22 protein-coding genes are annotated in these 25,151 nt (G+C 42.8%); 10 read left to right on the top strand and 12 right to left on the bottom strand.

All coding sequences use genetic code 11. The annotated features are described in order from the left end of the window. The first annotated feature begins 22 nt into the window (after positions 1–22). Positions 23–571 carry a lactoylglutathione lyase gene (gene gloA, locus ACYX4M_RS01360; protein ID WP_474871197.1) on the top strand — a complete coding sequence of 183 codons (549 nt, stop codon included), beginning with the start codon at positions 23–25 and terminating at the stop codon, positions 569–571. A gap of 107 nt (positions 572–678) precedes the next feature. Here gloA and ACYX4M_RS01355 read toward each other — a convergent pair whose 3' ends face one another. The 7 genes from ACYX4M_RS01355 to ACYX4M_RS01325 form a co-directional block, all read right to left on the bottom strand. Continuing rightward, complete coding sequence (locus tag ACYX4M_RS01355; protein ID WP_476081571.1) at positions 679–4,086, bottom strand: DUF748 domain-containing protein; 3,408 nt, start codon at positions 4,084–4,086, stop codon at positions 679–681. 131 nt (positions 4,087–4,217) lie between these two features. Next, positions 4,218–4,808: a DUF2780 domain-containing protein gene (locus tag ACYX4M_RS01350; protein WP_476081570.1), complete on the bottom strand. Its 591-nt coding sequence runs from the start codon at positions 4,806–4,808 to the stop codon at positions 4,218–4,220. A 378-nt stretch (positions 4,809–5,186) separates the two neighbouring features. After that, complete coding sequence (locus ACYX4M_RS01345; RefSeq protein WP_476081569.1) at positions 5,187–6,428, bottom strand: M56 family metallopeptidase; 1,242 nt, start codon at positions 6,426–6,428, stop codon at positions 5,187–5,189. Continuing rightward, entirely contained in the window at positions 6,421–6,813 is a 393-nt protein-coding gene (locus ACYX4M_RS01340) for a BlaI/MecI/CopY family transcriptional regulator (protein ID WP_474855215.1), read from the bottom strand. Before ACYX4M_RS01340 ends, ACYX4M_RS01345 begins: the two co-directional genes overlap by 8 nt. A gap of 234 nt (positions 6,814–7,047) precedes the next feature. Then, positions 7,048–9,033 carry a class I adenylate cyclase gene (locus tag ACYX4M_RS01335; protein ID WP_476081568.1) on the bottom strand — a complete coding sequence of 662 codons (1,986 nt, stop codon included), beginning with the start codon at positions 9,031–9,033 and terminating at the stop codon, positions 7,048–7,050. 183 nt (positions 9,034–9,216) lie between these two features. Further along, positions 9,217–10,578: a HAMP domain-containing sensor histidine kinase gene (locus ACYX4M_RS01330; protein WP_476081567.1), complete on the bottom strand. Its 1,362-nt coding sequence runs from the start codon at positions 10,576–10,578 to the stop codon at positions 9,217–9,219. A 76-nt stretch (positions 10,579–10,654) separates the two neighbouring features. After that, a complete protein-coding gene (locus ACYX4M_RS01325; RefSeq protein ID WP_476081566.1) occupies positions 10,655–11,305 on the bottom strand; it encodes a response regulator in 651 nt (216 codons plus the stop codon). Between the two features lie 167 nt (positions 11,306–11,472). On the opposite strand from ACYX4M_RS01325, the gene ACYX4M_RS01320 reads away from it, so the two are divergent. Continuing rightward, complete coding sequence (locus ACYX4M_RS01320; RefSeq protein WP_476081565.1) at positions 11,473–11,922, top strand: Spy/CpxP family protein refolding chaperone; 450 nt, start codon at positions 11,473–11,475, stop codon at positions 11,920–11,922. Between the two features lie 122 nt (positions 11,923–12,044). Here ACYX4M_RS01320 and ACYX4M_RS01315 read toward each other — a convergent pair whose 3' ends face one another. After that, a complete protein-coding gene (locus tag ACYX4M_RS01315; protein ID WP_476081564.1) occupies positions 12,045–12,641 on the bottom strand; it encodes a DUF4136 domain-containing protein in 597 nt (198 codons plus the stop codon). Positions 12,642–12,973: 332 nt separating this feature from the next. On the opposite strand from ACYX4M_RS01315, the gene ACYX4M_RS01310 reads away from it, so the two are divergent. Both ACYX4M_RS01310 and ACYX4M_RS01305 read left to right on the top strand, forming a co-directional pair. Further along, on the top strand, positions 12,974–14,035 hold the full coding sequence (locus tag ACYX4M_RS01310) for an L-dopachrome tautomerase-related protein (RefSeq protein WP_476081563.1): 1,062 nt from the start codon (positions 12,974–12,976) through the stop codon (positions 14,033–14,035). Between the two features lie 34 nt (positions 14,036–14,069). Then, entirely contained in the window at positions 14,070–14,615 is a 546-nt protein-coding gene (locus tag ACYX4M_RS01305) for a DsrE family protein (RefSeq protein ID WP_476081562.1), read from the top strand. 657 nt (positions 14,616–15,272) lie between these two features. Here the strand turns inward: ACYX4M_RS01305 and ACYX4M_RS01300 are convergent. Then, complete coding sequence (locus ACYX4M_RS01300) at positions 15,273–16,949, bottom strand: acyl-CoA dehydrogenase family protein (protein ID WP_476081561.1); 1,677 nt, start codon at positions 16,947–16,949, stop codon at positions 15,273–15,275. A 239-nt stretch (positions 16,950–17,188) separates the two neighbouring features. On the opposite strand from ACYX4M_RS01300, the gene ACYX4M_RS01295 reads away from it, so the two are divergent. The 3 genes from ACYX4M_RS01295 to ACYX4M_RS01285 all read left to right on the top strand — a co-directional run bounded on the left by ACYX4M_RS01295 (position 17,189) and on the right by ACYX4M_RS01285 (position 19,942). Then, positions 17,189–17,992: a PaaX family transcriptional regulator gene (locus ACYX4M_RS01295; RefSeq protein WP_476081560.1), complete on the top strand. Its 804-nt coding sequence runs from the start codon at positions 17,189–17,191 to the stop codon at positions 17,990–17,992. A 49-nt stretch (positions 17,993–18,041) separates the two neighbouring features. Continuing rightward, the gene (locus tag ACYX4M_RS01290; RefSeq protein ID WP_476081559.1) at positions 18,042–19,154 is read left to right on the top strand and encodes a hypothetical protein; all 1,113 of its coding nucleotides are present in this window, start codon (positions 18,042–18,044) and stop codon (positions 19,152–19,154) included. Positions 19,155–19,474: 320 nt separating this feature from the next. Continuing rightward, positions 19,475–19,942, top strand: a complete 468-nt coding sequence (locus tag ACYX4M_RS01285; protein WP_476081558.1) for a DUF3718 domain-containing protein — start codon at positions 19,475–19,477, stop codon at positions 19,940–19,942. Positions 19,943–20,124: 182 nt separating this feature from the next. Here ACYX4M_RS01285 and ACYX4M_RS01280 read toward each other — a convergent pair whose 3' ends face one another. Further along, a complete protein-coding gene (locus tag ACYX4M_RS01280) occupies positions 20,125–21,456 on the bottom strand; it encodes a M24 family metallopeptidase (protein ID WP_476081557.1) in 1,332 nt (443 codons plus the stop codon). Between the two features lie 108 nt (positions 21,457–21,564). Between ACYX4M_RS01280 and ACYX4M_RS01275 the strand changes: the two genes are divergently transcribed. Next, entirely contained in the window at positions 21,565–22,278 is a 714-nt protein-coding gene (locus ACYX4M_RS01275) for a substrate-binding periplasmic protein (protein ID WP_476081556.1), read from the top strand. Between the two features lie 33 nt (positions 22,279–22,311). Here ACYX4M_RS01275 and ACYX4M_RS01270 read toward each other — a convergent pair whose 3' ends face one another. Continuing rightward, positions 22,312–22,692 (bottom strand): VOC family protein, encoded by a 381-nt coding sequence (locus ACYX4M_RS01270; RefSeq protein ID WP_476081555.1) that lies wholly within the window; start codon positions 22,690–22,692, stop codon positions 22,312–22,314. Positions 22,693–22,799: 107 nt separating this feature from the next. Here ACYX4M_RS01270 and soxR point away from each other — a divergent pair, with 107 nt between their 5' ends. Together soxR and rlmF are read left to right on the top strand one after the other, a co-directional pair. Further along, on the top strand, positions 22,800–23,276 hold the full coding sequence (gene soxR / locus ACYX4M_RS01265) for a redox-sensitive transcriptional activator SoxR (RefSeq protein WP_476081554.1): 477 nt from the start codon (positions 22,800–22,802) through the stop codon (positions 23,274–23,276). Between the two features lie 6 nt (positions 23,277–23,282). Beyond that, on the top strand, positions 23,283–24,257 hold the full coding sequence (gene rlmF, locus ACYX4M_RS01260) for a 23S rRNA (adenine(1618)-N(6))-methyltransferase RlmF (protein ID WP_476081553.1): 975 nt from the start codon (positions 23,283–23,285) through the stop codon (positions 24,255–24,257). Between the two features lie 118 nt (positions 24,258–24,375). Here rlmF and ACYX4M_RS01255 read toward each other — a convergent pair whose 3' ends face one another. Continuing rightward, positions 24,376–25,095: a TorF family putative porin gene (locus ACYX4M_RS01255; RefSeq protein WP_476081552.1), complete on the bottom strand. Its 720-nt coding sequence runs from the start codon at positions 25,093–25,095 to the stop codon at positions 24,376–24,378. Between the last annotated feature and the right edge of the window lie 56 nt (positions 25,096–25,151).

Genomic DNA, 25,151 nt, shown 5'->3' with positions numbered 1-25,151 from the left:
AATAGAGTAAAAGGGAAAAATTATGAGCCGACATTTCGATAAGGCCGAAGGCCTGTATGAAGAAAAAGATGCTGCCACACAAGGCTTTGTGTTCAACCAAACTATGCTGCGCATTGCAGACCCAAAGCGATCGCTAGACTTTTACACGCGAGTGATGGGGATGACGCTCATTAAACGTCTAGACTTTGAAGAAATGAAGTTCAGCCTGTATTTTTTGGCAGCAGGTGAAGATTTTTCGGACATTTCTGACGATGAAGAGCAACGTACTCAGCAAACTTTTGGTCGCCCAGCTATGCTTGAATTAACCCATAATTGGGGCGATACGCCAGAAACCGTTAGCTATCATAACGGTAATGCCGAGCCTAAGGGCTTTGGCCACATTGGTTTTCATGTACCTGATGCAGAGGCTGCCTGCGCTAGATTTGCATCACTAGACGTTCCTTTTCAGAAAGGGCTTAATGATGGTTCTATGAAAGGCATCGCATTTATCAAAGACCCAGACGGCTATTGGATAGAAATTTTTAATGCGTCTAATGTATCCGCAACCTGTGCACCGCATTTGAAAAAGTAGCCTAGACGTTCTCAAGGCTCTTGCTTTCAGCATTTGGTTAGCTGGAAATTTCAAATAAGTATTCCAGGAAAAGGGTAGCCCAGCGAAAGCGGCTACCCTTTTTTTCGTTAGTTCGCTTCCAAGGTTAACTCAACACCGCTAACTTCAGTATGTAAGTCATGCTGAGTATTAAGCAAAAATAAACGACTTGCTTCAATTTCCCCTTCGTTGGCTAAATAGCTTTTTACCGCTTTACTGCGCAAATCGGCAAGTTCAATTAACTCACTTTCAGGAATGTCGATACTATTGCGAAGCGTGTTGTAACGGGCAATCATCAGCGCTCTTTGCACGTCCTCTTCGTTAATCGCGTCAATAAGGTCATCATTACTGTTTTGACCTTTACCTTCACTTACTAACTCAGGGTATAACTGAGCCACCATCTTCTTATATTCTTGATCAAGGTCTGGCGTAAACATCTCTACATAATGTGACAAAAGGGCGTCGGCTAGTGGACCTTCCAGTGGTATACGGCTGCCAGTTAATGACTCATCTTGCGCGCTATCACTGTTGCTGGGATTTTCAACCTCACTATCGGCAGAAGTACTCTCGTTCGCACTCCCATTGCCTGAAATTCTAGATGGTTCAACAAGCCCACTTTTTGCAAACAGCGTGGTATTTAACTGGCGTTGTGCCAGCTTACTTGCATCTGATACCGCATTTACCGTACCTTCAATGTTCACTCTTAGCCCTGGGCGCTTCTTTAAAGCTTCGGCCAGGGTGTTCAGCTTTTCCTTAGCCTCAGCATTTAGCTTGTGTTCCCCAAACGTAAACGCAACACTGTCTAGCTCATCGTCGCTGCCAACCAGATTTGCTAGTAGCGAAAACGGCGCGGTAACCGCCTTGGTGATGATATTGCCAATTGCATTAAGGATTATGGAGCCAAAGCTAAAATCTGGGCTGTCTACGTCTCCAGATACATCTAAACCTAAATCTATAACGCCGTTGCTATCTTCTAACAGCGCGATAGCCAGACCTAGTGGCAAACTTAGCGCTTGATCAGAATTAGATTTTTTACCTAATGTTAGCTGGTCGATAACCACATGATTCTTACCTTCCAGCGCTTTCCCCTTGAGCTTGTATTGCACAGCTAGCGACAACAAGCCTTTGTCAATGTAATAGCCCATGTAGGTGCCAGAGTAGGGGTTAACTGAAGTAAGTTCAGCGCCTTTTACAGAGAAATTTAAATCTAGGTCTAGGTCACTTTTTAACGGGTGAACGGTGCCCGCTAGTTTTACCGGTGCATAGTTATCTATTTTTCCAGTGATATCCACATTGGCCGGCGTATCTGAACGCGAGTTTATGCCTGTTACTTTGCCATTTAGGCTTTCTATGGCCGACGCGAACTTCGGTGTTAATGAGTGATCAGCAAAGTAGGCTTTACCGTTCTCAATTGATATGGCATTCACAACAATAGCAAACTCTCCAGCGTTTGAAGACGTCTTTTCACGAGTTTCAGATGTTATCGAATTTGTTGAACTCATGCTGCCAGGTTCGCCAGCGATATCACTCTTAGCGGGCTGCTCTTCATTGTTGTTTTCTTTTGAAGAAACAACTAGCTTGCTCACATTGGTTTGCTTGGCTTCGTCAATAATGAGTCGAGCGAAGGGAGATTGTAACTGAATATTGTTTACGGTTAGCTGGTTTAAAGCGTGGTTAAAATCAATATCGTCCACTATTAAAGATTGCCATTGCAACAACGGCTTTTTGGCATCATCTAAAACACTTAAGTCAGCAACATTCGTATTTGCCTTAACGTTTAATGTTTCAGTTCCCTCATCACCAACTGCAGCGTCAAATTCAACATTTAGATTGAATAGCCCATTTTCGAGGGTGACGTTGGCGTAAGGTGAGATATATTGCTGAAACTGATTAAGTGCTAGTTGTTCAATGACTGCTTTGCCTTTAACCGTTTGTTCTGCAATAACTAGGCTTCCGCTACTTGTCAGGGTACCTTTTGACGTATTGCTAAAGGCCTGGGTATCGGCAGAGACTTGTAAGCTTGTGGTATAAGAAATAGGCTTAGTGAAATCAGTGGTTATTTCACCGCTTTCAATATCGAAGTGACTTATTCTATAGTAGGTGCCATCACTTACACGGCGCTCTAGCATATCAATAGTACCGTTATTGAATGCAAACTTTTGCAAGGTAACCTGCCATGTCGTCTCTTGCTCTAGTTGCGATGATGGGATGTTAGCTTGTGCTTTTGTATCTAACTTCGCACCAGTTTGTGCAGGCGAATTTGTGCTTGCATTGGTGCTTGTTTGAGTAGCAGAGGCGGTCAGACTTTTAGGTGTAAACAGGCGTTGTAAGTTTAGCCCGCTCTCGTCAAATAAGCCCGTCACCCTGACATCATCTACCGCAACGTCGCCAATATTTACCTGCTGCTCTGCACCATTGACGTTTATCTCGTGAATAGCAAATGCAGGGATGGCGAGGATCTCTTTTGAGGTGCTAGCGCTGTCGGGCGCGCTTGATGACGCGGTGGAGTTAAACACCAGGTTATTGACGGCAAACTCACCGCCTTCCAGTAGAAACTGAAGCGTATCTCCCTCTTCAAAAGCCTGTGCTCGAAGGCTTAAGTTAACCGTGCCGTCTACTAGTTTCGCGTCTACCAAATCTTTCGATAGCGACCAAAGCGGTGTAAGCGCCACGTCACGTATTACAACGTCTGTAGCAACTTTAAAGGGAGACAGTTGGAACTCACCTTTAATCGAAATTTTGCCTTTCTCGGCGGTAAGCAAATCAAACTGGTATTGATTAAACGCAACTTGGCTATTGTCACTAACACTAATTACAGCATGCGTATCTAGATCTTGAAGTGCAACGTCCAATTCAGGGTAATCAAGCAAGGTATCGGTAATTTCGTCTTCTAAAACTATATGGCCGTTACTTAGTATAAATTGACCTAGTGTTATTCTAGGGATCTGCCCGTCAGATACGTCTTCCTCTTCATCTTTCTCATTTGTACTGCGCTTTTCAAGGTGAGCGAGAATATCGGAAAAGTTAAATGTTTGAGTATCGTTATCGGTATTTAAACGTGCCACTTTTGCATATGGCGAATTGATAGTTAAAGACTCTATTGCAGGTGTGAAAGTAAACAACGATTGCCAGAAACCAATGTCTAGCGATAAACTACCGACACTAAAAAAGCGATTATTTGACGAGTTATTTTTGGCATCGCTTTCACTGCTATTTTTATTCTGCTCGTCCTTATCACTTGCTAATGATGGCTTAGACTCTGGATAGATTACGAAATTAGTAATGCCTACCTTCAATAGAAAAGGGTTTATCGCAATATCTTTTACCGTGGCATTTCGACCTGTATTTTCTTTTACTAGGTTAGGTAACTTTGCCTCTAGCACCGCAGGGGTCACTACGCCTAATAGAAGTGCATAGGTAAGATAGGAAAGGACAAGGTAGGTAGAAATTCGAAACCACTTTGGTTTCGCTGAAAACCAAGATGTTGCATTTTGCATAGGCGATTAGGCTGCGTAATTGAGTATGAAAAGATGAGCAAGGTTGCTATTAGAAAAATACAACCTTGCGAAAAAGATTTAAAGCGTATTAGTTTTTGCCAAGCAGCACATCTCAATACGCTTTCGATAGATTACAGAGCCGCTAGTAAATTATCTAGGCCAGATTTAAATAGCGCTTGTGTTTCTTCATCGGCATTAACATTTAGGTATGAGCTGATTTGCGTGGCAAAGCTAGCAATCATATCGGTTGATAGGCCTAGCGCTTCAAACTGTTGCTTTAGGTCGTTTACCGACTTAAGTGTAGAGCTATATTCAGACGCTTTATTAAGCAAACCTGTTAGTGACGAACTAGAACTTGCAGCCGTGTCGCTGCTAAGTGAAGGTACATTTTCAAGCAGGCCATCAATGCCAGGAATGCTGTTTGCCAGTTGCGCATAGTCACCACTAGATAGGTTACCTTGAACATAGTTCATAATAGAGGCAATGCCGCCTTCTGACTGGGCTTCAGATACATTGAGATTGTCAGAAACTGTGCCTACCAGGCTGGATAAATCGATACCAGTCGCAGCACTTGTCGCCATTTCAGTTAGGCTACTGGTAGTAACCGTTGAGTCAGCTTTCTTATCACCTAAAAGGCCTTTAAGCTGGTCTATATTGGCGTTTGCGTTTGTTGTAAAGACGGTAAGAGCAAGCACAGCAGGTGCTAAAGCTAAACGGTTCATAGTAAGTTTCCTTGTTGTACGCCAAAAAGTTAAAGCCCTAATGGCATTAAGCGATTGCAAATAATTGTAGTTATTAGCTATCGATTATCTAAACCTTCCATAAATTAGAAGTATTAAGGTATGTGACTACTTACATTCTACCTTAGTAAAACGGTGTTTTCTTCATGTGAAATGTAAAGGTGCTTTACACTTTTACTTAACCGCTGGGCAGCTAGTTGTTTTGCAAGTAGCAAATAGCAAGTAGCAAGAAGCAAGCAGCTAGCATGCAAGTATTGCTAACTAGGTAAATGTGAATTAGTGAAAAATTAAGTCAATTAGACAAAACACTAAAAGGAGCGGTGCGCTCCTTTTAGTATTCTGACTGATTTTCGACTTTATTTACTTAGTTTTAGGCGGAATAATTATACGCTCTACATCAGGAGTGGCGTTCTTTTCGGCATTCGTTGTATCAAGTTGCGAGCCCAGTTGATAGTCTAATTGGACGAGAAGCCCAGTTTGTCTGACGCCTTTGCCACCTTGAATGCGTGGTTTATATTCCCACTGTTTTAATGCCACTTTAGCACTTTTATCAAACACGCCAGCTGGCTGAGATTTAACCACTTTTACATTATCTGTTGTGCCTGTTTCAGTTATATCAAAAGACAGCACGACAAAGCCTTCCAAATCATTTGTCGCTGCTTTTTCTGGGTAGATTGGCGGAACGCGTTTAACTGGGGATGCTTCATTAACTTTCGATTTATCCATGTTGACTTCAGCTTTGGGCGGTGGTGGCGGCACATTGGCCAACGCGGTATTAATAGTTAGTAATGCGGCAACAGAAAGTACGCTCGCTGCCAGTACTTTATTGCTGCTCATAGGTTGCTTTATAGCATTTAAACGTTTGATCATAGTCGTCTTTTCTCCAAAGGTTGGGTACAAATTTATCGTGCGTGAACAATGCTCGGCACACTGCACAAGTGCTTTTGCATAGGTGAGTTTTTCATTTTCTGTCTTGTTTTTTAGTACAGCATGATCACAAGCCAGTTCTTGGTTTATTCTGAAAGACTTAAGCGCAAGCCAAACTAGTGGGTTAAACCAAAATAGAATGGCAATAGCGAGTGCTAGCGTATTCCACAGGTGGTCACAATGTTTGCGATGGACGGCTTCATGTTCCAATACCAGTGCCTGTTGCTGCTGTGAAAACGTGCTTTTAAATGAAAAGGGAATAAGCACTTTGGGCGCGATGAAGCCAAACAGCATAGGGGTGGCTGCTTTACTGGAATAGTAGGCATTAGTGTGGATTGCGCGTCGCTTCCCTATCGAAGTCCATGTTGCAAAATGATGTACTAAAACATAGGCAGTGATAATGCTTGCACCTACTGCCCAAAGAGTAAACCAGGTTTCAATTGCAATAGTGTCCGCTGTTGGTTTAACGCCGACTACATAGCGAGCAAAGCTATTTGATGGGATGCTAACCATCGACAGTGGAAGGTTGTTAACTATCAGGCAACCTGGTATCAGCGCCCATAGCTTATACGTTAACGAGGTACCTAATCTAGATGTAAAAAAGTGTTCAGAGACAATGAGTAAAATGAGCGTCAGTGACAAAATGCCTTGTTGAGCGATAATCCAATCAATCATTATTTTCTTCCCACTCTTTTATAAGCGCTTTAAGCTCGTTCACATCTTGTTTAGACAGCGAGTTTTGATTCGCAAACCCTGCAACCATAGGCGCGATTTTTCCTTTAAATAATCGACTTACAAAACTTGTCGTCTCTTTCTTTGTATAATCTTCGCGAGCAATAAGCGGGTAATAAAGGTACTGGCGCTGCTGTTTTTCAAAGCCTAATACTTCCTTTTTTACCAAGCGACCCAATAGTGTTTTTACGGTTTTTTCATGCCAATCTTTCTTATCGTTTAACCGTGAAACCACTTCACTTGATGTAGCGGGGTGGTCGTCCCACAGTACGTCTAGTACTTCAAATTCGGCGTTTGAAATTTCAGGTTTGTCTGACATTTTACTCATAGTGACAATATCTAATTCAATGATTACAGTTGTAGTCGATGTGTTTAGATTACACTTGTAATTATAAAGCGCAAGTCTTTTTGTGTATTTTTTAAACCCTTTTTGTAAGGGAAGAGGAATTCGTTCAGTGCTTTCGTATCTTTGAGCAGGTATGTGCCTGAAAAAATGATATAAATAGACTAAGGCAACGGCTTGGGTGCGGCGACGTGTTGCAAAAGAGGCGTGTGGTTCTTTTTAGTACAGGACGTTAAAGTTAAGATCGTTTGACTCTAAAAATTCGCCTAAGATACGCGCTTGTTGGTTTCCTCTTGGAACCATTACGTAACATTCTGGCTTAGGGGACACTTCCTGAAGGTCGTACCATAAAGTGTCTAAAACATCATTGCCGAACTTTAAAAAGGTTTCGCCCCAAGACGTTTTATATATAACTGCTACATCTTCAACCGTGGCTTTTTGACGTAGAGTCGGGAAATTTACAATAGCGAAGGTTGCGGTTATACGCTCGGGCGCGAGCAGGTCGTTGCGGGGTAGCGACGATACTTTAACGGGCGGGAAATACTTGCACAAATGCTTTAAGAGATCGTTAAGATCTAATTCACTTACTTCGCCATAGTTATAGTCTAAATAAACCTTACTGCTGGTATCGATAATTTTACTTGATACCAACCATACCATTAGCGCAATCGCACTAGGCGCTTGGGATATTTTTTGTGCTTCATCAATGATGCCGGATTTACTCAACAAATCACCGGCATAGGCAGACCATACCTCATCACCGTTTTTAAGCTGGCGCATGGCAATTGTGATTTTTTCACAATAAAGGCTTTCATCGAAGGCACGCCGAAGAAATTCTATTTTATCTTCTTTTTTTGCGTAATAGGTACTTAAGCGCCTGCCCAAGACGGTCATGTCTTTTTCATCCATCACTTGCTGGTGGTCGCTGAGTTCCTTAGAAATGCGTCGGTAGCACTTTAAAAGAAAACTATGGACACGGCGACTAAGCTGCACACGCTCACTAAATGCCCAATCCTGTTGATTGTCTAGATGCAGTATCTGTTTTCGGCTCCATCCCCACTGTCTTGCATAGGACGCTAAAATTTTGCGTTTAAAGTTTGGCTTTTCTCCCTCGAAAAGGGGTTGGCTTAAGGGGCATGCGCATTTTAAATATAAGCATTGCTGCAGTATCCCAATGTCCTCGGGCTGTCCGTTGGCTTTATAGTGGGTAATAAGTTCATCAAACATTAATGAGTATGGATCGATGTCTGCGACCCGACCCGGCGCTTCAGCACCCCGGTGAACGTGTTTTTTTAGTAGGTTACAGAGCGGCTGCCCATGGGAAATGTTGGCCAAGTAGACTTCAAGCTTTGCCATTTTTAAAACCGACTTGAATGGAGAATCCATTGCTTTCCCCAACTGCCAAATGGCTGCACCAAACAGCTCGCTGGCATCGAGTTTTTCTAAGTGACCTAAATCCATAAACCAGTCTAAATCAGGTGAGCCGCCTTTTTCCAAACTGTTATAAATGGCCTGGTATTGTTTTTCTGTGGTTTTTTCTGGTGTAAGCCACCAAAAAGGGGCTTTGCCCGCTACTACAATATTGGTGTTGTAAAATTCGGCTTTTAAAAACAGTGCTTGTGCAGAGCCTGCGCTTTCACCTTCAGCAATACCGAAGTCATTTTCCTTTACTTTATTTATCTCAGATAAAAAGAAGTGCACTTCAATGCCAAAGATGTTGTCCGCCCATTTTTCAATAGCCGTAAGCTTTTCTTGTAGTAAGGAAAGCTCTGTATCTGAAAAGCGATTACCTTCAATGCACACCCAAAAATCGAAATCTGAGTCATCAGTTTGCGCAATCGTGCCCACACTCCCCATTAGGACGAGTGATTCTATAGCCCGTTGCCTCGGCCAGATCTGCTTGATATCAGAAAAAAGATAACTCTCAGAGGGGAAACATCGTAAAAGTGCCTTTTCGATATCAGGCCTAAAAGAGTAGTTACTGATGCCAAAAGGAACGGTCTCGCCCGACGATAGCGGGGCAATATAACCCGGAAGTGCCTCGTGATTTACGTGAACTAGAAATGGAAGCACATGAAAAAGTGGCTTGTGATTTTCTGGCATAAGTGTAAGCGCACGTTCAATACGTGCTTTGTTATACCTTAATACACGCAATAACCTAATGGTAAGGTTTTGCTGGACGGAAAGCGGCTGCTGCGTTGCCATTATGTTAATCTGCACTTTTTCATGCCGCCAAGCATAACGCTAATTTGCGTCGACTTCCTCTATTTTTGGCAACTAGTTACTTGGTTATGTCAGTAAATTTGTGCAAAAAGAAATTGTACATCTCTTAAATGAATTTAGCCCTCTCTTATTATGCGCCTCATTTCATTAAAATACGCTTCACAATCAAGCGGGCGCGTCTTTAGGTATTGTAATTTCAACCCTTAGTCCGCCTTGTTTCGGGCTTTGCATGGTGAGTGTTCCGCCATGCTTTTCCACTGCTTTTAGCGCTATGGTTAAACCCAGTCCAAAGCCCTCGGTATGCATCTGATTTCCTGCTCGGTAAAATGGCTGCATCAACTTTTCAATTTCATTGTTATCAACGCCCATGCCATTGTCTTCAACAACGATGACAACATTATTAGTATCCGAAGAAACCCTTACAGATACTGGTTGCCCTTTGTCGGAGTACTTACACGCGTTGCCTACGATGTTGTCTAACGCCTGGTGCAGCGCTTCGGGAAAGCCGTTTATTATGGCAATATTTTTACGGGACTTGTCAAAGTCTAGTGAAGTCGGAATACCTGGATAGTTAATAGCCATATCATCCAAAACACGATTGCATAATGCGATCACATCACATGGTTCTGCTGCCTGCGGTGTTTGCTCCAGCGTTGAGAAGTTTAAAATTTGCTGAATGAGTTGGTCCATTCGGTGGCAGTCACTATGTATTTGCAGAACGTGTTTGTTATCTGGTTGATGCTGTTCGATGATTGCTGCTGACGTTTGAAGCCGAGCTAGTGGCGCGCGCAATTCATGGGATACGTCGTGCAATAACCTTTTCTGTGCCTCTATAGCATCAGCGGTTTTACGAACCATGAAATTTATATCGGCTGCTAAATCACTGAGTTCGTCGCCGCGAGAAAGTAGCTGAGAGGGAACCTGCAACGCTGTTTGGTCGTTCGCGTATTTTCGACTAAAGGCGCCTAAATACTTAATCGGTTTTACAATGCTCCAACTAAGTAGGGCACTTACTAATGCCGAGGCTAAAAATATAAACACAAACTGCACTGACTGAAAGCGGCTTAATACTTGTTTGTAGATTCGCGGCGTTTGCGGTTGTTTAAACTGAACGATGTATTGCGTGTTTGAAGGGCCATAGATTTCACGTGTGACCCGTTGGTCGTCAGGCGTTTTATTCATGCGGTAGTGATAAATTGTATCGCCATCTACCGAGGTTATTAACATGGGGGTCAGCTGTTTTTCTCGTCCGTTTCTTCGTTTGACCCACTCTTTAATCTCGTTTCTCGCCCTGCCATTTGTAAACGTTTCATGCTCGTATCGCCATACAATCCTTTCTGCCTGATTGGTCGCATCGTCAAAAAAACGTTTGGTATAGTTGCTTGAAGTGTATTCGTTGATCAAAACGTAGCCAGTTGCCGCCATCACCGCTAAACTGGCTATCCAAAAAGCAACAAAAATTCGCCAGAACAGGCGCTTAAACCCTAAGTTAGCTTTTATGTCCGACCATTTAATGCTACTTATCATGACCTATATCTTCTATTCTGATTTCTGAGGTACGGTCAGCATTTGATAGCCAACACCGCGGACAGATTGAATAACGTTAGTAACCCCTGCAGCTGAGAAGCTTCTGGCGAATTCGGCTAACGTGAACATCCATTGCTCTATCATAGGCTTCCAATGGACGTTTCAATACCTCTTGCGTCATTTCCTGTTTGGATATGGTTTGCCCTACACGCTCCATTAGGTAGCTAAGTGCGTTGAACTCAGCCCCCGTTAACGCTACGGATTTCCCATTAACGGTGGCTTGGCGTGCGCCGGTATCTAAATGAATACCGTGTAGCTCGCTTGGCGAGGCGGCAGGCATTGTTTTCAAGTACTGAGTTCTTCGGATGATAGCGCGGATACGGGCGCCAAGTTCTCTTGGGTTACAAGGCTTAGGAAGGTAATCATCAGCACCTAACTCAAGACCCACAATTCGGTCTATGTCATCGCCACGACCTGTTAGCATTAGAATTGGGGTTTGCTTTTCGGCTCTTACTGATTTCAACACGTCAAGGCCCGACATACCAGGCATCATAATATCTAGCACTACGGTGTCGTACTGATCGGTGTTGAGTAGTGTTTTTATTGCTTCATCACCACTGTGAATAGCATCAACACGAAAGCCGTCCCCTTCTAGAAATTCTTTAAGTAAGGCGCACAAGTCTTTGTCATCGTCGACGAGTAAAACGTTTATTTTTTCATTTTCCATGCCCCGAATATTACCCCTATTAACTGCAGTGTTTTTCAACTTTACCGAACTTTACACTAGCTTAACCCTACTTATCGATTGATTCACGCATACTTAATTCCGTTGATGAAACAACATTATTTTTTAACGTCATGCATAAACATGGCAAAACAAGTAGGAAGATTAAGATGAAAAAATTAATTACCGGTGTTTTATTAAGTGCATGTATCGCAACCGCTGCTTACGCAGGCGGTAAGAATTCAGATGAACGTAGAGGTGGAGATTTCTTACCTTTGCATAAAATGGAAAGAGTACTTGATCTAACTGACGAGCAAATAGTGCAGTTTGAAACATTGAAAGAGGAGCTTAAAGCTGAGCGTCAGGCTAAAAGAGCCGAAATGGGTGAAGAAGGTAAGCGCAGAAAAATGAATGCACTAGCGGGCCTAAACCCAGACGACGCGAACTATCAAGAAAAGGTAAATGCGATTGCAGAGCAAAAAGCGGAAAAAGTAAAAGCGCGTTTTCTTAAGCGTGCTGAACTTCGTATGAAAGTAGCGGATATCTTAACCGATGAGCAGCTTGAAAAGTTCGATAATATGAAAAAGAAACGTGGCAAAAAGCAGCGTAAGCACAGCTAATTTAGACCATGTTTAACAAACTAAAAGCGCCTGTACGGCGCTTTTTTTTACAAACGTTATAGTGTTCTCAGCACTTGTTTTAGAAAGAACAGGAGGGGCTCAACTTTGATAAACCTGTTTCGCTAGTTCTGAGCAACTCTTGCTGGATACTGTTCAAGCAAGCTTGTCACCAGTTCATCAAGCTTGTTTTGAATACTAATACTGTCTTTAGACTCAAGTTCAACGCTACCCGATGCGCTATAAATAAATTTCCCATCTTTTACTATATCTATTTGAAGGCCTTGTTGGAAAGAGGTTTGCTCGCCCACAGGTATGCTAAATATACTGCCGAGAGAAATGCCACCAGAGCGTCCAAAGGTTCCTGTACCCAATCCTAAATTTAACGTGGTTCCATCTTCTTTTGTGGTCGTAGAAGGAAGGTAACCTACTGACACATCGGCATCGTTCTCTGTTGTTGGCGTTAAGCCTTTTGTAATCAAACGCTCAGTTATGGTTGAAGACAAATGGTTTGCGAGAGTTTCGTTAATAGGGTTTAGTGGCGCTTGAATATAAAACGTTTTAATGTCTGCAAAGTTTTGCGTGTCATCTACGCTGACTTGAGGTTTGCTGGCGCACCCAACAACTAACGCTAAACTTAACAACGACAATAAGGCTGGCTTAATACCATACTTCTGTTTCCAAAAGCCTCTTTGACATTCTGTTGAAGTGCTACTTCGCATAATAAATCCTCTCTAAAATACTGCTGTTAAAAGCATGCTCCGTCAGCAGAAAAGTTTAACTATTTCTAACTTTAACGACAGAATACCCTATTTTAGATCTGAATTAACACTTAGCGGGTTGACGATAAGCTACAGCCTTCTGCTCACTGAACGTAATTCGCTGAATTGTCTTCACTCGTCGTCGAATTGTGCTCTGCTAAGGTATTTAAACCGTATGCTTTGTTATCAAATGCTTCTTACTCGTTTTCTGATATGCATGCCAAAGCGCACACTTGAACGTGTACGGTAAGCGAGTGACTATGTTTAAAGAAAAGACTTAAAGGGTAAAGGATATGCATATAAAGCAAGTTAAGCGCACGTTAACTGCCACTGTCATGGCGGCAGTTTTTTCTGTAAGTGCAGCAGCAAACGAAGCACAGGGTTCTCAAGTTGAATTGGTCGGTGACATTAAAGGTACACAAATTACTGGTGTAACGGTAAGTAACGATGGGCGAGTATTCGTGAACGCGCCCAATTGGCGAGACGGTGTAAGATTTTCTGTGGCTCAGGTTACCGATAACGGAGAGTTTGTTGCCTACCCCAATACTGAAACAAACGAGTGTGTAGCGCACAGCGAGATGAGAAAGAATTGCTTTTTGGCCGTGCAGTCAGTGGTTGCCCACAAAGACAAGCTGTATGTTTTAGATACTCGAAACCCTAAGTTTAGTGGGGTAGTTGATGCGCCTCGTTTGTTTGTCGTTGACTTAGGTTCAAACGAAATCGAAGCAACTTTGATCCTCAGTGAAGATGCATATCACCCTGATTCCTACATTAACGATTTACGCGTAGACGAGAACACGAATCGTATATACATGACTGATTCGGCACACGCGGGTTTAGTGGTTTATAACCTCGATGACAATACCAGCTATCGCATTTTAGATAATCACGAAACCACAAAAGCTGAGGTAGAGTCGTTAAGCATTCAAGGTAAACCCCTCAACATGACCGTTCAATCAGATGGCATCGCCTTAGATACATTGAACGACACATTATATTTTCATGCTTTGTCGGGGTATTCACTGTATGCCATTAATACCTCTGATATAAAGAAAGCATCGAATGAGGTACTGGCTAAAAAAGTGCGAAAAGTCGCTACAACAGGTGCGCCAGATGGCATGATTTATCACGATGGCAACGTCTATTTAGCTGACTTAGAAAAGCAAGAAGTGCAGTATCTTACACCTAGTCTTGATCTTCGCACACTTGTAAAAGGCGATGTAGTGAACTGGGCTGATACCTTTAGTATACATAATGATGAGCTTTACTATACGAACAGCAAAATTCAAGATGCGGGCAGCGATGTAAGCGACATGACGTTTGAAGTATACAAAACAGCGCTACCTTCGCGTTAAATCACGAGAAATAGTTGAGGAAAAGGAAATGATCATGACAAAAGGAGTCGGCAGCGCGTCACTTGGTTTGGCAGTAGCATTGTTTGTGACGGGGCAGGCTTCAGCTAAATCAGAATTTGAATATGGCCCAGTGTTTAGCTCTTTTGGAAAACATGCGCCAGTGGATGGCGTTGGTTTTACTGAAAATCAGACATTCAAGGTTGCATTTGACGTAGCTAAAGCGGCAAAACCAGGCGAGGTTAACCGCAAGTTTGAGTCGCTCGCGCGTTTTATCAATATGCATGTTGCCAACGGCGTAAAACAGGAAAATCTTTCCCTTGCGCTTGTGGTTCACGGTTCTGCCACAGAAGAAATGCTTAAAAATGATCTCTTCAAACAGCGCAAGGGCCAACTCAACGGCAACGAAGCGTTGCTTACTGCACTAATGAAACAAGGCGTTGAAGTGATAGTATGCGGCCAGTCAGCTGCAGCCCATGGCGTTGAAAAAAACGCTTTGATAGAGGGGGTAAAGATGGACCTATCAGCCATGACAGCTCATGCGCGCTTAGCCAAACGAGGTTACTCGGTTAATCCTTTTTAGGTTATTTAGTATTTGTGGAGGTATGTGTTATCCGGCTTTAGTGGTTTTATGTTTTGTTTAGAGAGTAAACAAAACATGAATATTCTATTTTATTAATATTATTCATATCGTTATGTTTTAATCTTGCAAGTTGAAACTCGGAGCTTGAGTCTTTACTACACAATCAATTGATACTCATATAGAAATCAAGCGTACCAAAGCACCATGTTGATAAACTCATCAGGTTCATGATGAAGACGGTGATAGCGATGGGGAATTAATTGTCAACTACAAAGGAGGAAATTCGAGTTCCTTCGCGACGACCATGATCCGCACCAAAGAGGGTAAATTCTATGAGTGGTCTGCGACAGGGCGAATTGGCGTGTCACTGGCACAATTTTCGTCCGCCAATGATCTCGCCTTCTCCTTTAGGCGAGCCGCGTCCCGGTTGGTATAAATGGGTGGAAAAGAATGGGGTCGGCAATGACGAAAGGTCTCTATCTTTCAAGCCATTGCACCTACGACTAGCTGCACCTATGGCTTAGCACGGGCTTGCGTTAGGGCTCATGCTCAGAGCGGTAGTGCAAGCTCAGTGTGCTCGTAGGGCTTTACGTCAATTTGAAAAATTTATTTCAACGTCAACTATTAGCACCTGAACTGAGATCTTTTTGACCTTGCTCAGTTATAAGAAATTTGTCCAAGCGCAATAATATCCTCAAACGGCGTAGTGTCGGGCAGTGTACCAAAAGCAAAACCGCATGCATTGCCGAGTCTAGATTCACAGAACGTGTGGGCAATATCGCTCAGGGCATGATCGTTATCGAGCACCGAAGCAAGTAATGTGCAGGCTTGTAGCGCTAGCGCCATTTGCTCAGTTAAATATCGGCTTCGCATTTCCATATTCTGCGTATTTGATAACTCGTCAAACAGCTTACTAAGGTGCATATCATAGTGCTTATTTTTGCCTACCTGTGTTTTAAGCTCTTTAAACAAGGCCTCTTTAACATTCGGCTCTTTGGCAAGTGCGCGCAGTACATCCAAGCATTGCACGTTTCCACTGCCTTCCCAAATAGAGTTTAGCGGGGCTTGGCGGTAATAACGGGGCATAGGGTTTTCTTCAACGTAACCAATACCACCTAAACACTCTTGTGCTTCGTTTACAAATATAGGTGCGCGCTTACAAACCCAGAACTTCCCAATGGCGGTGGCCAGCCTTGCCAATGCTGCTTCATGGCTATCTCTCTGTGCACTATCTACCGCTTTTGCAACGCGCATTGTAAGCGCGGTAGCAGCTGCGCATTCAATCGTTAAGTCTGCCAATACATTTTGCATTAAAGGCTGATTAATAAGCGTTTTGCCGAAGGCATCCCTTTGACTTACGTGGTGTAAGGCGTGAACCAATGATTGCCGCATAAGGGCAGATGAGCCTATCATGCAGTCTAACCGGGTAAGTGACACCATATCGATGATCACCGGCACGCCACGACCTTCTTCGCCAATTAAATATGCCGTGGCGTCCTGAAATTCAACTTCAGAGGAGGCATTGCTCCAATCGCCTAACTTGTCTTTCAAGCGCTGAATTCGAACGTTATTCAGTTCACCGTTTTCTAACACCCTTGGCAACAAAAAGCAGCTTAAACCGCCTTCAGCTTGCGCAAGTATAAGATGCGCATCGCACATGGGCGCTGAGAAAAAGAACTTGTGGCCAACGATACTGTAACTGCCATCAGTTTGCTTAGAGGCCTTTGTGGTGTTACGCCTAACGTCGGAGCCCCCTTGTTTTTCAGTCATCCCCATACCTATCGTCAGTCCGTGCTTCTGACTTGCAGGAATGGCGCGAGGGTCGTACTTGCCATTAATAGTTTTATCTAGATAGTAAGGCGGTAAGCTTTTCCCATATCGCATGGCTGGGATCGCTGCGTGTGTCATGGTCAGGGGGCAAGAGGTGCCAGATTCAGCTTGATAATGCAAATACATTAGTGCTGCCCGTATGGTATGCGCACCATCAATACCCTCGTGTTTCCAAGAATAGTTGTGCACATTGTGTTGCATCGCACTTTCCATAAGCGCGTGATAGCTAGGATGAAACTCTACATTGTCTGTACGACGGCCATAGCGATCAAAGGTATGAAGAACGGGCTTGTTTTTATTTGCAAGCTCTCCATGGTTCATAAGTGTGTCACCCGCGAGTCGACCATATTTGTCTAACAAACCTTCATTATGCTGATGGGATGGCGGCAAGTGCTGGTTTAAAAATACGCATAGCAACGCATCACCACGCCACAAATTGTAGGGGGCAGGAATAGTGGGCTGGTTTTCTACTACATGTGTAACGAATCGATTCGGTAAAGTCATGGCATTTCCGCTCAGTAAATATGTAAGACGTATCTTTGTCCCATATATCTACAATAAATCATAATGCTTAAACATTACATAGATATATTAAAATAAGTAAAGTATGTAATGTTTGTGAATGGCGCGTGTTTATATAATTATGGGAAGGCGCGTTCTTAGCCTTAAACCATTTTAGCTACCGAGGTGGTTGAGGCCCCATTAAGCGCTTAAGTCCTTTCTGAAGAAGAAGTAAGTAGAATTTGCAGCAAATAGAAGAGAAAAAGCCCGTAGCAAGAAAGCTACTGCTTAAGTTATTAGGCTCAAGAGACAATATTCAGATGAATGCCAGCGCAGCTGTTCGAGTAGGTGCATTGTTTGGTATTTCTGAAAACAATATTCGCGTAACGCTAACCCGCTTGCAGTCTGCAAAGCTCATCACTTTGGTTGAGAGGGGTTATTACAAACTAGGCGATAAAGGCATATGCTTTGCTAAAGAAATACATCAGTGGCGAGAAGATGAGAATGGGCTTGTACCTTGGCAGGATGATTGGGTTGTCGCTCAAACAAGCTTCCTTCCTAAGAGTGATAAAAAGCAGCTGAGGGCTGCTGAGCGTGCACTTAAACTTGTGGGTATGAGGAAACTTGCAAGTGATATGTATATAAGGCCAAACAATTTTGCAGGTGGAATAGGTGAGGTGCGAGGCAAACTTCACACTCTTGGTCTATCGAGTAAAGCACTTGTGTTTAGTGCCAGCGATTTTGACAATCAAACGCAAGCCAAGGCTATGAAACTATGGAGCTACCTAAACCTAGAGGCGCTTTATAAAGACGGATGCGTTGAAATAGAGGAATCTCTTGCCCGATTGCCTACTTTGTCCCTTGAAGAAGCCACCAAAGAATCTTATGTGGTAGGAGACAGTGCGTTATACCACTTGGTATTCGATCCTTTATTGCCTTCACCATTTATAGATGTGGCGATGCGCGAGCGCTACCGTAACCTTGTAAAAGAGTACGATGATGTGGGCGCAAAAATATGGCATCGCTTTTTAAACCAAAAAAGTTAGGTCAATAGACACTGGTATTAGAACGGAAGTAGCCGAAATGGAAGTAAATATGACCGAATCAAGACCGTTATTTAAGCATATTCGCAATCATACTGCGCTTTTTAGTGAGCTTTCTCAATATAGAAACGCCGCGGTGAGTGTATTAGGGTTCTCAGGTTATGAATTTCATAAAACACCCAAATTTGTCACCGAAGATGGAAGCAGACTTACTATAGAGCCAGAAAGAAGTATCGTTCTTCCAAAAGTAAACGCGTTATCAGGGCTTAAAAGTAAGCTAGTGCAAGCTATTCCGACGTTGCACATGGTTGAACATAGTGAGATAGGCTATCGCTATCCAACGGCTGCGTTAGCAGGGTTAGATGCCCCATTTATTAAGCGCATGCGCTCTGAGTATTTTCATAAAGTAGATGAAGATAGAAGTATTTGCCGCCCCGTGAACTTGTCCTACGGAATTAAGAGTCGAGGGAAAGCCGATAATCGACAAGAATACGAAGTGTGGATGCCGGACGAAGCCCCTGATCAAAACCCACTTCCACTGCTCATCAATGCCTATGGCGAAGACCTGCCAGATGATGTAAGGCACTTTGTTGAACAACCTTCAAAAGTGCATGGTTGGATGGGCGTTAAGCGTGCGGCATTTGAAGCGCTTTATACAAATAAGCAACACTGCGGCGAGTTGATTATTTGTGTCGCTATGAGCGTAGATGCTTACAATATTGGCGCTAAGCCGGATTTAGCCTATTCTCCAGAGGCCGAAAGTTCTATTGCAGTGAGTAATGCAGAGTTTGAATGGGAAATAGAGGGTTACTATGCGCCACGAGGCTGGGTGTTTGATCACGATGAAGTTTGGGCAGCAATAAATCACACGTTAGAAGCCATCAATGAGCCACTCGATGATCTCTATGGTAAAAAAATTATTCCTATTGCAGAAAGCAAAACGGAGCGAATTTTGTCAACGCTGCAGTCACTGGGCGTCACGCAACAAGAAGTAGATAACCTCAATCTTCAGCCATGGGAGTTCATGCTTACTGAAAGCGAGCACAGGGTGAAAGCGCACGACCCCAGTCGTTCAGTTAATTTGTTGGGCAGGCTGAATCGTCTCTTTTACCAACCAGAACAGCAGTTGCCATCACTTAATTGGATGCACGATCTCATTTTGTAGGTCAAAAATTTAAGGTTACGCTGATACCGGCTATTACCCCACTATCATTTTTTGAATTAAGTGCGCTGAAAGTGATTTCATGCGCGCTTTTTTGTACGCCCTTAATGGATAACCTGTAACTAAAAAGACTTATATGTAAATTTTTATATAAATGTTGTTATTTTATGTAAATTACTTTCATTTTTATCGTGATCTGTATGTTTAAGTTGCATTTTCTGTAATAAAATTACGAAAAAAGCTTTATTCTTTGAAATATTTGGTCATAATGTACACATCACTTAGGTGATATCTAATTTAGTTACAAAATAGGAATTCAAAAAATGAAACTGTCTACTTTCGCTATTGCTTTAACTTTAACGGTTGCTGCTACACAATCTTTTGCAAAAGATGTAGTACTAAAGCCTGTTAACGACAACATCGAAACACAAGCGTGTTTAACTGCGGCTAAAGAAGGTTTTGGCCCTGCGCTGCGCCTTATTCGCGCAAATGGTTATAACGTAGAAGAGTTCAGTGCATCTGTACGTTGTAACGGTGAGTCGCTTCGCACTTTCGCTTACATGTACAAAAACAACAAGGCAACTGAAAACGCAAAAACAGTAGCACTTGTTGCAAAGAATAAAGATGTTGCTTCACAAGCGTGTCTAGAAGCACTTTCTGTAGGTAAAGATGCAGCGCTAGCGAAATTTGGTCTGGAAGGTGAAAACATCATCTGTAACCACAAAGAAATGTCTGACTTTGTTCGTGAATACAGAGCAGAAAACGTAGTAGTTCGCACAGCAGCTGAATAAAACTACGTTTTAGGATAGCAACCTACTGCTAATATTTTGTACAGTTTCATGGCCTTTCGCTTGAAAGGGCGAAAGGCCTGACACTTTACGAGTTTTACTATTTACTCTCTTTTTCAATACTGGCTATTCTTGCCAATTGATACCCCTTACCGTTTTAAATAAGTACAATGCTTTACGTGTATTTATTGCTTTTCACTAGAATGAATTAAATGGAACTTGGTCTGCCTACCATCTAAATAGCTTACTGACTTACCGTCAAAAAATGCATCTTCTTCCAGCATAATTCTTATTTCTTTGTTCCACTCGTCAATATAGCTTGCCGCGTTGAGCTCTATAGAATAGGCCGTTTGTGCAAACATTGAGTAGTCACCTTGAATTGGCACACCTTCTTGTGCATCCCACATTCCTATTGTTGGCCCTGCCGCGTGCCCGTGAAAACCAAGCGGGTGGGTATAAATAGCGGGCGTGATCCCTTGTTCGATAGCCTGCTGTCGCGACATTCTCAATATAGTGTTACCTGTTCTTCCTACTTTAAAATTGCTAGTCAAAATGTCTTGCAGCTGGTTACCCGCCTTAAGTGCTTTTTTAAGTGACGCTGGCGCGTCTTTTTCTCCAGGTTTTAATACGTAGGCATGCTGCTGTTGATCCGTGTTAAGTCGCAAGTAGGTAATGCCAAAATCAACGTGTATCAGGTCGCCCGGTCGAATAATGTTTTCTCCTGGACGTTTGCTGAAAGCACTGATCTGATCGAACACTTCATTGTCTTGTCTTTGGATGGAAACAGTAGGATGAAACCAATTGGTGAGCCCTAAGGCACGAGTTTGATCTCGAAGCCACCAGACAACATCATCAGTAGTGGTTATGTTAGGTGTGATGACTTCATTCGAAAATGCTGTTTCTATCAGCGAGTGACCAATTTGAGTGAGTAGGGGATAATACTGCATTTCTAGCTCGCTGCGTTTTTCTAACCAGCCTATAGCAAGCCTTTCACCACTCACTACTCGGCTTTTCAGTTCATTAGAAAGTACGCCTATAAATTTTTCGTGTTCGGTAGCAGTCATGCCATCAGCAAGAGCAAATGCATCTGACCTATTAATAGCTATTTTTGAGGGATTACGGGCCTCGATAATATGTTTCAATGCTTCCCATTGGTCGGGTTGTGCTTCCTTATCCCACGCTTTTTTAAATAGCGAGCCTACCGCGTATCTTGCTACGGCTAAGCGCTCTAGAGGTTGGCCATTCTTGGGGTTATAAATGACTAACATGGTGTGACGCCTTGCAGAAACCCAGGTTGAAGGCAGCATGGTTTTTAAAACCGGGTCTTCATTGTACTCCCGCGACATCAACACCCACATGTCGATGCCTTCCCGCTCCATAATGTGGGGGAGTACATCACTGAAGCGCTGTTCAAGAATATTATCAATTAAGACACTTCTTTCTTTCGTTGAAAGCACAGAACTGGCCTGTACATTATAACTAACAAGGGTTAGTAGAAGAAATAAGGTGTTTTTCATATGTATTCCGTTGTTTTGGCAGTTGTTTTGGTATTTACTGACTATTCTTTATACCGTTATCACTTTAGCTACGCTATGTATATAAAAATCAACTGAATGGATAACTCGATGAAATTTTCTCTTTATTCTTGTTTGCTATTTTGTGTGTTCATAAGCTTTCATTCGGCTGCGCAAACGTCTATTAAGTGGGGCACTGACTATTGGCAAGACTACACAAATTACGACGGAAGCGGCTTTTATAACGAGCTAGTGCATAAAATTTTTCCAGAACCAGAGTACGCAGTAGATATTCACTATTATCCCTGGAAACGTAGTGTGAAGAACGTATTGCAAGGTAATATTGATATGACAGGCGCAATGCACAAAACAGAAAGGCTTTATCATTCTGAGCGGCCTGTGCTTATTGACACCGTAGTTATGGTAAGCCGTGTACAAGATGCCCTAACGCGAGATTCTCTTGATAACAAACTCGGCGCTTACCGTTCTGGTTATGAAGATATGGTGTTCTATCCCTATTTAGAAAAAGCGACGATGGGCCTAGAAGTTGAAGATTCTTATAAGGGATTAGCTTTGTTGGCAATGAAGAAAATCGACTTCTATGTTGGAGCAGGTAGTTTGGTTCAACTAGTTTTAGATGAGCGCGTTGATAAGTCAGAGTATGAAATCACAGTAATAGGCAGTTTTGAATTATATTGGTCTTTTGCTCTTACTGAACATGGTTTGGCACTTAAAACCGTATTTGATGAACAATTAGAAGTTCTGCGCGAGCAGGGTGTACTCGCGCAGCTTTATCAAAAATATGATCTTATTATGCCTTTCTGATCTTACAATAATGAGATAGGTCGACAATATAAATCAGCAGTATGAAACGACTTCAATCTCTATATTTTGCTGTGCCATGAAATAAAACCGTCGACCAGGCTCATAGTCGCCGTGGCTGTAGGTATCAAAATTCATAGCAAGAACTCGCTTTTCTGTTTCGTCTAAATTTGGCACAACAATGCCGATATGATTAATATTGGCCAAAGTTTTATAATCACTGTCTATCTCATTAATTGTTTTCGGTCTGTATAGCGCAAGATAATCTTTATCGTTTCCTACATGTACGGTGTATCCGTCATTTTTAGCGCCGCCGCTCCACCTTACTTTCCAACCAAACAATGTACAAAGCAAGTTAGCTAACTGATCTGGGTCTTGTACGGTGATATTCGTGTGCTCTAAGTATGCAGTTGTCATGTGTTTTTCCTTGTGTAGATAATCAACGAAAAACAGCTTAATATCTAAAGCTAACTTTAGATCAAGCGTTTTTATGTGCTATTTAAATATCGGGGAAAAAGGACGTTATGGCACCAGAACCTATGGTAAGCATTGGCTTTATTGCCAAACGTACTGGCAATGCTGTTTCATTAATACGCTATTATGCAAATGAAGGCCTTATCCCTTCTGTTCGCACCGAAGGAGGAAATAGGGTGTTTCCTCGCTCTGTTATTCGTAGGGTTTCTTTTATTTTAATCGCGCAAAATATGGGTTACACCCTTGCGCAAATAAAGCACCTATTATCTACGTTGCCTGACAACAGAACGCCGTCCCAATCAGATTGGGCAACGCTAAGTAAGGTGTTTAATCAGCATATCGAAGCAAAAATTGCGGCGCTCACCAGTTTAAAAACATCGCTAGAGGGATGTATTGGCTGTGGGTGTCTGTCATTAGAGCGCTGTAGGCTTTACAATACTGACGATAAAGTAGCTGCCCAAGGAAGTGGCGCCCAATTGCTCGATGAAAACGTTCAATCTCAATTTTTAGTTTCACATAAAAAGTAGCGCTTCATGCATCCAAAAAATCTCCACAGAAACGGCTATCCTATGGATGCGCTGTGCCAGACATACCCGGCGCTTAAGCCCTTTCTTGTTTGTGCTAAAAGCGGCAATACCAGTATAGATTTTACCAACCCACAAGCAGTGAAGGTGCTTAACGCAGCATTGCTTCATCACTATTACCGCCTAGAATATTGGGATATTCCTGATGGTTACTTGTGTCCACCTGTTCCTGGCAGGGCCGATTATATTCACGGCATTGCGGACCTATTAAAATCAACAGGTCATAATGAGAAAAACGAGCAATATAAAAATGTTCGGGGGCTAGATATCGGTGTGGGCGCTAATGCTATCTATCCTATTATTGGCGTTACGTCCTACGGATGGTCGTTTATAGGTACTGATGTCGACGATGCCGCAGTAAAAAGTGCTAAAACGATTGCTAGCAGAAATAGTGTACTAGCCAACAAATTCCAAGTTCGCAAACAAACGAACAGTGCGCACATTTTTAAAGGCGTAATTGAAGAGAACGAACGGTTTACCTTTACTATGTGTAATCCTCCGTTTCATAAGTCTGCGCAAGATGCACTGTCAGGCACGCGAAGGAAGACATCTAACCTAACCCGCAATAAACAGAAACGAAGTGGTGCAAAGTTTACCGATAATCGTGAGCAAGGTTTTGGGCATCGTACATCCAAGCTACAAGGTAAAAATGCCTCTTACCAAGGTAGGAATGCGAACTTGAATTTTGCGGGCCAATCGAATGAACTGTGGTGCGAAGGCGGTGAACTTGCCTTTATTCAGCGCATGGTTCAAGAGAGTGTCTCTGTAAAAGACAATGTAGAATGGTTCACCTGCTTGGTGTCGAAGAGTGCCCATTTGAAACCAATTAAAGCCAGTATTGATTGTTACGGTGCTGCGCAGTGTAAAGTGGTTGATATGGGGCAGGGGAGTAAATTGAGCCGCTTTGTTGCATGGACTTTTTAACCGACTTATAGCTAAGTTAAATTGACCGAATACAGTTGATGCAGCGTAATGCGAGCACGCATAGTACTTGCTAAGGAAAGTGGTTCTTGTTCTGAAGAACCACTTTCCAAGTCAACGTTTAGAAGCTAAAGGTTTTCGATACACCAAACACGATGCGTTCATCGGCGGTATCAAAATCGAGATTGGTGTTTTCAGCGGCAATTTCGAAATCGAACCCTTCGTAGCTTGTTTGGTAAGCCAAACGGTAGTGGTAAAAAGAGGTGTCATCACCATTCCATAGCCACTTATCGCTATCTAACGAGTTTGATACATCAAAGCTTGCACGTAAATTGTGGTTGGGTGCGATTTCAAAGTTATGAGCAACCATCGCGATGGCGTGTTTAGCGCCTGTTCCAAAGTAATCCCACGTGTACCAGAAGTTCAGTTCTGAACTACCGTAGTCACTAGCATAACCGAATTTGGTGTACACTTCCGGGTAATTCCCGTCACTTGAATCGTCACCGCCGTGATAAGAGTAATAGGCGATACCGTAGTCGACACTTACCGTATCGGTTAGCATTTGATAACGACCAACGTAGAAGTCCCATTCAAGATTAGTATCACCGCCGAAATCTACGTTGGAAGCCCACGTTCCAGCGTACGTGCCATTTTCGAAGGCTTTGTCAACGCCGCCTTGGAGAGCTGGGTCATTTTGTGTCTGACTAACGCCGTTGAATGTATAGTCTGATACTGCGGAAATGTTGGCGCTCCAGTCAGCAAGAGATGCCGAAGCATAGAATGTCGCGATAATGGCAGCAAGTGTGCGTGCAGACGGTAAAAATACGTTTGATTTTTTCATGTTAAACACCCGTTTTTATCATTGTTGTGTATATCATAGTTGTTTATTTAATCGAC

This window comes from Alteromonas sp. ABV4_150, from assembly GCF_056311745.1.
The sequence above is the reverse complement of the archived record's forward strand: the minus strand, read 5'-3'. Positions and strand labels throughout refer to the sequence as shown.

Excerpts from the sequence above, each read along its gene's own strand:
- ACYX4M_RS01330 (WP_476081567.1), bottom strand. The coding sequence starts at position 10,578 with ATGATAAGTAGCATTAAATGGTCGGACATAAAAGCTAACTTAGGGTTT.
- soxR (WP_476081554.1), top strand. The coding sequence starts at position 22,800 with ATGGCACCAGAACCTATGGTAAGCATTGGCTTTATTGCCAAACGTACT.
- ACYX4M_RS01300 (WP_476081561.1), bottom strand. The coding sequence starts at position 16,949 with ATGACTTTACCGAATCGATTCGTTACACATGTAGTAGAAAACCAGCCC.
- ACYX4M_RS01335 (WP_476081568.1), bottom strand. The coding sequence starts at position 9,033 with ATGGCAACGCAGCAGCCGCTTTCCGTCCAGCAAAACCTTACCATTAGG.
- ACYX4M_RS01325 (WP_476081566.1), bottom strand. The coding sequence starts at position 11,305 with ATGGAAAATGAAAAAATAAACGTTTTACTCGTCGACGATGACAAAGAC.
- ACYX4M_RS01350 (WP_476081570.1), bottom strand. The coding sequence starts at position 4,808 with ATGAACCGTTTAGCTTTAGCACCTGCTGTGCTTGCTCTTACCGTCTTT.
- gloA (WP_474871197.1), top strand. The coding sequence starts at position 23 with ATGAGCCGACATTTCGATAAGGCCGAAGGCCTGTATGAAGAAAAAGAT.
- ACYX4M_RS01270 (WP_476081555.1), bottom strand. The coding sequence starts at position 22,692 with ATGACAACTGCATACTTAGAGCACACGAATATCACCGTACAAGACCCA.
- ACYX4M_RS01255 (WP_476081552.1), bottom strand. The coding sequence starts at position 25,095 with ATGAAAAAATCAAACGTATTTTTACCGTCTGCACGCACACTTGCTGCC.
- ACYX4M_RS01355 (WP_476081571.1), bottom strand. The coding sequence starts at position 4,086 with ATGCAAAATGCAACATCTTGGTTTTCAGCGAAACCAAAGTGGTTTCGA.
- ACYX4M_RS01340 (WP_474855215.1), bottom strand. The coding sequence starts at position 6,813 with ATGAGTAAAATGTCAGACAAACCTGAAATTTCAAACGCCGAATTTGAA.
- rlmF (WP_476081553.1), top strand. The coding sequence starts at position 23,283 with ATGCATCCAAAAAATCTCCACAGAAACGGCTATCCTATGGATGCGCTG.
- ACYX4M_RS01320 (WP_476081565.1), top strand. The coding sequence starts at position 11,473 with ATGAAAAAATTAATTACCGGTGTTTTATTAAGTGCATGTATCGCAACC.
- ACYX4M_RS01290 (WP_476081559.1), top strand. The coding sequence starts at position 18,042 with ATGACCGAATCAAGACCGTTATTTAAGCATATTCGCAATCATACTGCG.
- ACYX4M_RS01345 (WP_476081569.1), bottom strand. The coding sequence starts at position 6,428 with ATGATTGATTGGATTATCGCTCAACAAGGCATTTTGTCACTGACGCTC.
- ACYX4M_RS01305 (WP_476081562.1), top strand. The coding sequence starts at position 14,070 with ATGACAAAAGGAGTCGGCAGCGCGTCACTTGGTTTGGCAGTAGCATTG.
- ACYX4M_RS01285 (WP_476081558.1), top strand. The coding sequence starts at position 19,475 with ATGAAACTGTCTACTTTCGCTATTGCTTTAACTTTAACGGTTGCTGCT.
- ACYX4M_RS01310 (WP_476081563.1), top strand. The coding sequence starts at position 12,974 with ATGCATATAAAGCAAGTTAAGCGCACGTTAACTGCCACTGTCATGGCG.
- ACYX4M_RS01275 (WP_476081556.1), top strand. The coding sequence starts at position 21,565 with ATGAAATTTTCTCTTTATTCTTGTTTGCTATTTTGTGTGTTCATAAGC.
- ACYX4M_RS01315 (WP_476081564.1), bottom strand. The coding sequence starts at position 12,641 with ATGCGAAGTAGCACTTCAACAGAATGTCAAAGAGGCTTTTGGAAACAG.
- ACYX4M_RS01280 (WP_476081557.1), bottom strand. The coding sequence starts at position 21,456 with ATGAAAAACACCTTATTTCTTCTACTAACCCTTGTTAGTTATAATGTA.